General features: G+C 42.6%; 2 tRNA genes. Both read left to right on the top strand.

The features are described from left to right. The first annotated feature begins 1 nt into the window (after position 1). A tRNA-Lys gene (locus KZZ04_RS21065) sits at positions 2 to 77 on the top strand. 60 nt (positions 78 to 137) lie between these two features. Continuing rightward, positions 138 to 209 (top strand) — tRNA-Lys (locus KZZ04_RS21060).

Below are 209 nucleotides of genomic sequence, written 5' to 3'. Positions count from 1 at the left end.
CGGGTCATTAGCTCAGTTGGTAGAGCAGTTGACTTTTAATCAATTGGTCGATGGTTCGAATCCATCATGACCCACCACTTTTAAAGTGTCTGGATCGGCGGATTTACGCATGTTTGTTATTGAATAAGTTTATGAGCGGGTCATTAGCTCAGTTGGTAGAGCAGTTGACTTTTAATCAATTGGTCGATGGTTCGAATCCATCATGACCC

Source organism: Pseudoalteromonas sp. CR1, from assembly GCF_019392235.1.
Taxonomy (GTDB): domain Bacteria; phylum Pseudomonadota; class Gammaproteobacteria; order Enterobacterales; family Alteromonadaceae; genus Pseudoalteromonas.
The sequence above is the reverse complement of the archived record's forward strand: the minus strand, read 5'-3'. Positions and strand labels throughout refer to the sequence as shown.